The following is an 8,862-nucleotide window of genomic DNA, read 5'->3' on the forward strand; positions in this document are numbered from 1 at the left end:
GGATCCGGGTGGCGCCGCCACTGAGACCGAGCAGTTGCTGGACGACTTGGTGCGGGTGCTGGGCCCCGACCACCCCGACACTCTGACCGCCCGTGGCACCCTCGCTCACTGGCGGGGGGCGGCGGGGGATCCGGGTGGCGCCGCCACTGAGACCGAGCAGTTGCTGGACGACTTGGTGCGGGTGCTGGGTCCCGACCACCCCGAGCCACTGGCTGCCCGTGCCTCCCTCGCCTACTGGCGGGGGATGGCGGGGGATCCGGGTGCCGCAGCGGCCGCTACCGAGCAGTTGCTGGACGACTACGTGCGGGTGTTGGGTCCCGACCACTCCGCGACTCTGGCCGTCCACGGCAGCCTTGTCCATTGGCGGGGGGAAGCAGGGGATGCGGCAGGCGCAGCGAGCGCCTGCGAGCAGTGGCTTGAGCAGATGCTGGAGGCCCTGGGCAGCAGCCACCCCCACGTCCGCATCGCCCGTCAAAACCTCGCGTACTGGCAGCGGCGGGCTGAGGATGGTGCCGGGTAATGGTGGCACCTGTGTTGGACACGGACGTCGCCGCCGTGGTCGGTGCGGACGACGACGCGGAACGTTTCGCCCCGGCTATCCCGGCCGGCGAGGTAGGCGGCCAGGACGGCCCTGCCCAGATCGGCGGGGTCCGCACCGGTGGTTGCTCGGCCGAGGTCTTTGCAGATCCACACGTCGCTGAACCGTTCGTGCATCAGGATCTCCCACCGCACGCAAGCGGGCATGTCGTCGCGTAACACAACCGCGATCATGCCCCCACCAGCCGGCCTCCCGTACCGCTACCTGCGAGTACTGGCCAGAAAGCGGCGCCTCGCCCACCCGGACGAGTGCGGCTGGCACCAGCCCAGCTCACGTCTCTCCAGCGCGCGCGGACCGGAGGCGTCAAAGCGGCTACCTCGCGCCGCCCTTGTGCGGTTCCGACGGGCCCTGCCTTCAGCGGCCCGGTCATAATGTTCCCTGCGTGCCGGGCCCGGCGCTCTGCGAGTGCGCCTGACCGGCGTCGGTTCGCGGATCGCAAGCGCGGGCCGCCCGTGTACAGCGTCAACCCGGAAGGCCCGAGCCATGAATGCGGCAGCCAGCACCACGACCGTCAGGACGCAGACGGGCGGGACCGCCACCCTGACGCGCGCCGCCGTCATGGAGGCATCCCGCACGGAACCCGACTACACCGCCTACGCCCCCAACGACGTCTGGGTCGTCGCCGACATCGGTGGCCGTCTCATCCCGGTGATCCCGTTGGTGCGCGCCGCCTTCGGCGCTGAACCGCACAACACCAATGAGGCTGAAGTCAGGATCAGGGAACTGGGGTTCCAGATCTTCATCAAGCGCCTGTACACCCCGGGCGGGCAACCGGTCCGGCTCACGCAGGCGCAGCTCAAGGACGCGCGCCCTTAACCGATCGAAGGCCGGCCTGCTGCGGGTAATGCCGGACCTGCGCGCCCTGCCGTTGTGGATGGACGATGCCGCCCGGCTCTCGCCCAGCCGGGTCCGCCACCGCATCCAGGCCCTCACCCGGAGACCGGGGTTCGACAGGAACACACACCCGGCGCAGACCGTCACAGAGCCCGTGCGCGCCTTGTACTGCGTCGGCCCTCGCGCGAACAACCCCCTCCGAGCGTTAGCACCACATTCGAACAGGCCTCACGCCCGACGACGTACCGCCGTGTGCAGCGATACGTCGGTGACCAGCTAACAGGGGTGGGGCGTTAAGTCGATGTCATACACGTACAATCCACGCGGTCCGGCCATGGCCAGTCCTCCTCCGTCAGGGAGGAAACAGCACGCGATCAGGCTTCCCTCGGTTCTCATGGTCGCCACTGCAGCATCGGAGGCTAATCCCCATACCCGCGTCTCTCCGGCGAAGCCGGTGGTGGCGAGCCAGGTGCCGTCGGGAGAGATCGCCACCGCATCGACCCAGCTGGTGTCGGTGAAGGTACGCAGGGGTTGACCGGTGGCCGCGTCCCAAACTCTCACCGTCAAGTCGCCGCAGGTGGCGAGCCAAGTGCCGTCCGGCGAGATCGCTACTCCCTCAACTCGGAAGGTGTGGCCGGTGAGGGTGCGGAGGGTTCGACCGGTGGCCGCATCCCAGATGCGCGCCGTCCCGTCGTCGCTGGTGGTGGCGAGCCAGGTGCCGTCCGGCGAGATCGCTACGGCGTTGTTCCCCACTCCGGCGTGGTCAGCCAGGCAGCGGAGGGTGAAGTCGGCGGTGCCGTCCCAAATCCACACTTCTCCGCCATCACTGGTGGTGGCCAGCCAGGTGCCATCCGGTGAAATCGCAACGGCGGTCGCGCCGTTGGTGTGGCCGGTGAGGACCCGGCGCTGGGCGGAGTCAGGGACATCCGGTAGTAGCCATCGGTTGTAGAGGGCTGGGTACGGAGAACGCCAGGCGTCCGCCTGGCTGCGCCAGACGTCATAGCTGGCAAGGCGGCTGCGCAGGATGGCTGCTCGGGAGTGGGCGGGGCTGGTCGGGGCGAAAAGGTGCGCAGAGCGGGCCAGGTCAGCGGCAGCTCGCTGCATCCTAGAGGTCGGGATCTGAGACAGGTCAGCGACGGGCGTTGGCGCAGCCCTTTGGTCCAGGCGCCACTCGATCCAGCGGAGGTCCACAGCCAGCGCCTCAGCTTCGGCTGTGCGGTCGGCGCCCAGCAGGTGGCTGATGAGGTGATCTGCGAGGTAGCCGTCGGCCATCTGCCACCATGCGTGGCGGGGCCCCCGGCCGCCGCCCGGCTGCGGGTCGGCAGCAGGTACGTCTGCGGCAGCAGCATCCACGAGCAGCCGATGCAGGTCTTGCAGGCGTACCTCGCCCAGATTTCTGCGCAGGAAATCGCGGATCACGTCGTGCAGGTAGACCCGGCCGCCATTGGCCGGATCAAGGGTGAGCAAGGACAGGCCACTGAGTTCGGCACACAGGTCCCGGGATTGAGCCTCAGCCAGTGCAGCGGTGGCCGCCCACAGGGCAATGATCAAGTGCACAGGAATGGCCTCGTCCTCGGCGAACACCCCCAGTTCGGTGAAGCGATTGAAACCACCGGCGGACAGCAGTGTGGCTCCTGCCTCGACGGCGGCCCGTACCGCCATCTGCCGGACTCGGGGGTCGTGGAGATCGATGGTGTCTGCCGGATCCAGGCTGTCTGGGCCCTGCTGCCTCAACTGCTCCAGGACGGCGGCACCGGCAACGGCCAGGTCGTCCCCGGTTGCCATCCGTCGGAGAATAAGGCGATTGGCCAGCCGCAGCAGCAACGGCCAGCGGCCTGTGCAGCGCAGCAAGCCGCCCGTCGTCTGCTCCGGCAGGACATCGGGCAGGTCGAAGGTCAGTACTTGTTGAGCCTGAAGCGGAGACATCTGGTCTACCTTCACCGGGAGCGCACCTGTGGGAAGGAGCTCGGGCAGGCGTGTGGTGATCAAACGCCGGCAACGGGCGCCTCCCATCAGGAAGGGCGCGAGCTGCGCGGCGGTCCACACATCGTCCAAGATGAGCAACGCCTCTGGTCGGTCGTCCAGCAGCCGTCCCAGATGCGCTCCGGCAAGAGCCGGGTCGTCGAAGACGGTGGTGTCACCGGTGATGAAGCGCGTCGCCTCGGCCACCTTCTCCGTGATCGCGGCCCGGCTGCGCACGTCCAGGCCCAGAGTGATCCAGTAGATCCGTCCCCTGAACCGACGCTGGACGCGGTGGTTGGTCCACACCATCTCCGCAAGGGTCGTTTTTCCGAAGCCCCCAGCGCCATAGAATCCGGCCGTCGCAGTGATGCCCACCGAACGCCGCCCCCTACGACGGCATAGCTCGGCAGCCACCCGTGCGGCCTGCGCCCGGTCCACAATCCATCGGGGCCTGGAGGGTGCAGGAGGCGGCGCCGGATCTCCGATACCGCCCGCCGGGGCATCCTGACGCAGCAGCGTGTACATCGCGAGCAGCAAGGCCAACGCCAGACCGATCCCCAGCACCGCCCATGCATGCCGCCGTACGGCATCCAGATAGCCCGGCCACTGGTCCTGCCCCGTCGCGGCGTTCTCTGCCAACGACGTGACCGCACTGACCACTGCGGTCACCACCGCAGAACCCACTAACCCAGGCCAGCGACTCCGCCTCATATGCCCCCACCTCGCGCACCGACCGACCCGCGAGATTACCCCCGAATCTGGACAACTCGCGCGGAACCTTGGTGATCGGGCCTCGCGGGCTCTGAGGGCTGCTGGATCAGCCTGCCACGAGCCCTTGACCGGCCACTGGTCGTGCCAAGCGCCACGTGAGACGCGGCCCGGCTCCCGGTTGCGCCCCCTAATGTGCCGCGACTAGGACATCCGTACGCAGTAAGTAAGCGATACGTACGCAATATGTACCCTCTCGGGGTCAGCGCGCCCAGTCGAGTTTTTTGTCGATCAGCGACTTTCAGCCTCCAGAGGTTCGAACCGCCACGCCAACTGTGCTGGTTTCGTCCTCGGTGCCGACTCGGAACCGTGCTTCGACGGCGTAGGGGTCAGAGACGCGGTACGTGAGGCGCGTATGGAGGGGTTGCGTGAGTGCCTCGTGTTCCTCCGGATGGATCCGCATTGGCACGACAGCATGTTGGGTGCGAACGCCGTCGACGGTGGTGATCCACTGCCGTGCTCTGCGCTGTTTACGTGCACGCTGCGCCGAAGCGCTCCACAGCAATGGCGCAGACGTGGCGGGGTCGGCTCTAGCTGCGGTGCACTCGACTGACATTCGCACGCACTTCGTACGCCATATGTACGCTTCATGGGGAAGCCGCCCGTCTGGCCAGCCGGACTTGGGTGGTTAGGTCCAGCGCATGCCGATGGCGGTCAGTTGCTCGATTCGTTCGGGTGAGAGGGTCGCGGCTCGGGAGCGTTGGTTGCTGACCCATGCTCCTAGCCGGAGGTGGTGTTCCTGCGTCTCCGCCTTCTCGTCGTAGTGGCCGTCGTCCGCTCCGCCGATGACGATGGTCTCGGTGTGGCTTCTCGGGACTCGGAGGTGTTTTTCGCGCTCGTAGAACTGTCGGGCGGCGGTGAGGTTGAGGGCCCATTTGTCGGCCTGGGTCCGGCGCGGCTTAGGTTTCTCGTCGTCGGTGGCGGGCTGGATTCCGAGGATGTGTTCGCACATCCACTGCTGCACCGTGGTGAGCCTGTCCCAGCCGAGCCGTTGTGCCCGGACCCATCGGCCAAGGTCCTCGCCCTGACGCACGACGGCACCCGGCGACGTGGGCAGCGTCCCGCCGGCGTCTAGGTGTTGGCGGGTGAGGTGGAAGGCGCGTTGCCAGTCGATGGGCCAGGTGGGGCACCACGACGGGTCGATCTCCTCCAGCTGCTCGCCCCGCTCCTGCGACAGCGCCCCCGCCGCCGACTCCACCGGCAATCCCTCGGCACGTCGCCGCTCGATGTCGGCGGCCTTCCGGGCGGCGGCTCGCGCGTTCTTCAGAAATAGCCCTACCCGGTATCCCTTGTAGGTGGCGTCGGTCGGTGCCAGGAGGTGGCCCGCTTCGGCTGCCCAGCCGCGGGCTGCGGCGAGTCCTTCTTCCCATGCGACGTCGTAGTGCGACCAGACCATGCCGAGCTTCTCGAGCTGCGTGGCGCGGTCGGCGTCCATGTCGCCGCGGGCGTAGACGCGCCTGGCGTCGGCGATCCACTGCCCAAGCGGGAAAGCGGCGAGCGTGGCCGGCCACCCCTCGCTCTCCACCGCCTGGTCGTCACGGCAGGGTACGCGGTAGGTGAAGGGCACACGCAGGTCGCCGTGGAGCCGGTTGTAGATGACGGCGGCTTCGATGCCGCGTCGCCAGTGCTCGTGCTCGGGGTTGAGCACCCGCAGGTTGATGAACGCCGCCAGCTGCGCAGGGTCACGAGGCGTGCTGAACTTCAGTAGTTCCCGGGCCGGCACCGACAGCCGGTCGCTTCGGCCGCTGGCCTCACCTTCACCCTGGTCGCTGCCGGAGCGGCTCTGTACGCCCCTGACACGGCTTGGTGCCTGGGGCTGCGCCAGAGCTTCCACGACGCGGGCGTCGTGTGCCCTGAGCGCTTCCAGGAGCTTGGCCAGGCCACCGTAGGCCCGGGAGGTGAGCATGTTGTCGGCCGTCTCGCCTGGCCCGAGCAGGACGGGCACCACGAGCGAGGCGACCTTGCCCTCACCGGGTTGCATCCGCAGTGCCCGGCCGACGGCTTGGACGAGGTCGGGCATGGAGCCGCGGACGTCGGCGAAGTACACGGAGTCACAGTGGGATGTATCGATGCCTTCGCCGAGCACGCGAACGGAGCCGAGGAACGTCTTCTCCACGACCGTGCCGTCAGTAGCGAGCCCTCGGGAGAATTCGTCCAGGACGCGGCGGCGGTGGAGGGGCCTGTGCTCGCCGCACAGCCAGTCGGCCCACACCGTGCGCGGGTAGAGCCCAGGATCCGCCGCATGCAGCCGGCCGGCGACGTCCGTCAGTCCGGCCGCGAACGCCTCGGCCTCCTTCACCTGGTGGTGAAAGACCAGCGTCCTTTTGAAACTCTCTTCGGCTGAGGCCTTCAGTAGCGCGGTCTGCAGGGCGGCGAGCCGCGCCCCGCGTACCTGGTCTGAGCGGGCTTCGGCGCCCAGGAGCTGTGCGGCTTGGAGGTGGGTGTCGGTGATGTCTACGCAGACCACCTGGTAGGGGGCACAGATGCCCCTGTCCACGGCGTCCGAGAGCGTCAGGGTGAAACACCTGGTGCCGAACGGCGAAGCCGGGTCGTCTTCCATCGACGCGACCAGTTCGCCCGGCGCGCCCGGCGCGGCGTCGGAGTCGTCGTCCGGCTGCCACAGCCGGGGTGTGGCGGTCATGTAGAGCCGGCGCAGGGCGGGGATGCGGGTGTTGTCGTGGACGACCGCCCATGGCTTTCCGATCCGCCCGGAGGTCCGGTGGGCTTCGTCCACGACGATCAGGTCCCATCCCGGCAGTCCCGCGGTATGGGCGCGCTCGAGTGTGCCGAGTCCGAGGGAGGCGTAGGTGGCGAACACGGTGACCTTGTCGAGCGGGCGGACCCAGTCGACCAGCTCGTCCACGTCCGTGGTGTTCGGGAAGGACGCCTCCGGCCCCCGGAGGGACGAGACCCCGATCATCGGTCCCGTACGCCCGCCCTCGCGCCAGGCGGCCTCCGTCTGCGCCAGCAGGTCCAGCGAGGGCACGAGCACCAGCACCCGACCTGCCTGCAGCTCCTCCGCACTGCGCACGGCGACGAGCGTCTTGCCCGAGCCGGTCGCCATGACCACCTGAGTCCGCAGACCCCGCTCGGGCACAGTAGATCTTGCGGGCAATTCGAGTGCCCGGAGAACCGCGTCCACGGCTTCACGCTGATGAGGACGAAGTTCTTTCACAGCCATCCTATCCATCCTCTCCGGCGGGCCAGACAACAGCTCTCACACCCCCCACACAGCCAACCACCGCGCGCACTAAGGGGATTGATCTGCAAGCCCCCACCGCCGACTCCGGCCACCACACTCCGACGCGAGACACAGACACCGTCTCCAGCGGATTACACGCCTCACAGCGCTGCAGCCATCTGAGTCCAGAGTCTATCCTAGATAAAAAATGAAGCAGAGACCCCAGAGAATCGACACGAAAGCCACGGGTACTCCGCATTCCTCACTGCCCACCATCCGGGAGAGACCATGGAACACAAGACCGAGAACCATCAAGGCAACCGGTTCTGCAAGGCGTGCGGCACGCCCGCCGAGGACGGGAAACTGTGCAAGCACTGTGGCGCCGTCCTGGACTTGCCCGACAGTGCAGGGCTGGTCGAAGACGAAGGGGCCGCAGTGCGCCGCGACTTCGAAGGACGCACCCAGCAGCAAGAGCAGAAGTGACCCAGGCAGCAAGTGAGCCTGGTCTGCTGAACACCGTCCGCGGGGGTACACGGCCCGCATGGCACCGAAGACCGAACGCATCGAGTTCCTGCGGGCCCTGCGGCAGCTGCAGCGCGTCCGCTCCTTCTACGCCGTGAGTGTCCTGCTGTGGGCGGCATCCACAGCCTGGACCGGTTGGCAGGCGCCGGAAAGCCGGCAGATGTGGGTGTCCGTCCTCCTCCTGACCGTCTTCACCGGCCTCCTCGCCACCGCGGCCCTGACCCTGCGGCGCCTGGCAGTCCCCGCGACGGGCCGGCCCGCGCATCACGCAGCCCCGCACAAGCCGGCAGGCACCCGCCACGCCCACGCCTGAGGCCTGCAGCCGTCCGGCACACGCCGACCAGGTTCTTGCCGCGCGGGCACGCGGCTTTCAAGGGTGCCGCCCATGTCTGTGAGAGCGGTGGCCGGGCATACGGGCTTCACCCTTCGAGAGGAGTCCGGTCATGCTCGGCATAGTCGCGGCAGTCCTGTTCTTCATCGCGTTCCTCATTAATGCGGCCGATGTGAGTACCAATCACGCGTTCTCATCAGTCAACGTCATGCTCCTGGGGCTGACTGCTCTGACTCTGCACGTTGCAGGGATCGGGAGCACCTGGTCCCGTAGACACTGACCGGCACCCGGCTGGTTCTTCCCGCAGGAGTCAGCCGGAGAGGCACCAACCCTGGCTCGTTGCTGCCGCTCGGGCCGTAGGCCCGTTGGCCCACCCCGCGCAGCGGGGCCGGCCTTCGTGGCGCGCAGCGCCACCCCGTGACCGGAGCGCAGCGCAGGGCACCGTGCGTGGGAGGACGTAGTCCCCCACGCGCTCCGGGAGCGCAGCGGACGGAGCATCACCTGCCTTGCGCAGCAAGGCAGGTGAGCTGACCGCGCAGCGGTCAGCCAGCGCTCCCGCGGAGCGGGAGCGGAACACCCGCGCGCAGCGCGGGTGTTCGCTTGCATCGCGCGCAGCGCGGGTGTTCGCTTGCATCGCGCGCAGCGCGATGGGACCCGCTCCGCGGG

Annotated in this window: 6 protein-coding genes and 1 pseudogene; 5 read left to right on the top strand and 2 right to left on the bottom strand. The window is 68.2% G+C overall.

Features of this window, described 5'->3' with window-relative positions:
- From ACIHEJ_RS39095 to ACIHEJ_RS39105, 3 genes and pseudogenes are all read left to right on the top strand, one after another.
- A pseudogene (locus ACIHEJ_RS39095) lies at positions 1 to 520 on the top strand (tetratricopeptide repeat protein); the annotation flags it as partial.
- A gap of 11 nt (positions 521 to 531) precedes the next feature.
- Positions 532 to 756, top strand: a complete 225-nt coding sequence (locus ACIHEJ_RS39100) for a hypothetical protein (protein ID WP_400142608.1) — start codon at positions 532 to 534, stop codon at positions 754 to 756.
- Between the two features lie 325 nt (positions 757 to 1,081).
- Complete coding sequence (locus ACIHEJ_RS39105) at positions 1,082 to 1,414, top strand: hypothetical protein (protein WP_400142609.1); 333 nt, start codon at positions 1,082 to 1,084, stop codon at positions 1,412 to 1,414.
- Positions 1,415 to 1,708: 294 nt separating this feature from the next.
- Here the strand turns inward: ACIHEJ_RS39105 and ACIHEJ_RS39110 are convergent, their stop codons facing one another.
- Both ACIHEJ_RS39110 and ACIHEJ_RS39115 read right to left on the bottom strand, forming a co-directional pair.
- Positions 1,709 to 4,063: an NB-ARC domain-containing protein gene (locus tag ACIHEJ_RS39110; protein WP_400142610.1), complete on the bottom strand. Its 2,355-nt coding sequence runs from the start codon at positions 4,061 to 4,063 to the stop codon at positions 1,709 to 1,711.
- Between the two features lie 727 nt (positions 4,064 to 4,790).
- Positions 4,791 to 7,343, bottom strand: coding sequence for a Helicase associated domain protein (locus ACIHEJ_RS39115; RefSeq protein WP_400142611.1), 2,553 nt, complete (start codon positions 7,341 to 7,343; stop codon positions 4,791 to 4,793).
- Between the two features lie 288 nt (positions 7,344 to 7,631).
- On the opposite strand from ACIHEJ_RS39115, the gene ACIHEJ_RS39120 reads away from it, so the two are divergent.
- A complete protein-coding gene (locus ACIHEJ_RS39120; protein WP_400142612.1) occupies positions 7,632 to 7,826 on the top strand; it encodes a zinc ribbon domain-containing protein in 195 nt (64 codons plus the stop codon).
- 58 nt (positions 7,827 to 7,884) lie between these two features.
- The gene (locus ACIHEJ_RS39125) at positions 7,885 to 8,178 is read left to right on the top strand and encodes a hypothetical protein (RefSeq protein WP_400142613.1); all 294 of its coding nucleotides are present in this window, start codon (positions 7,885 to 7,887) and stop codon (positions 8,176 to 8,178) included.
- Positions 8,179 to 8,862 lie beyond the last annotated feature (684 nt).

The organism is Streptomyces sp. NPDC052301 (assembly GCF_044593395.1).
Taxonomy (GTDB): domain Bacteria; phylum Actinomycetota; class Actinomycetes; order Streptomycetales; family Streptomycetaceae; genus Streptomyces.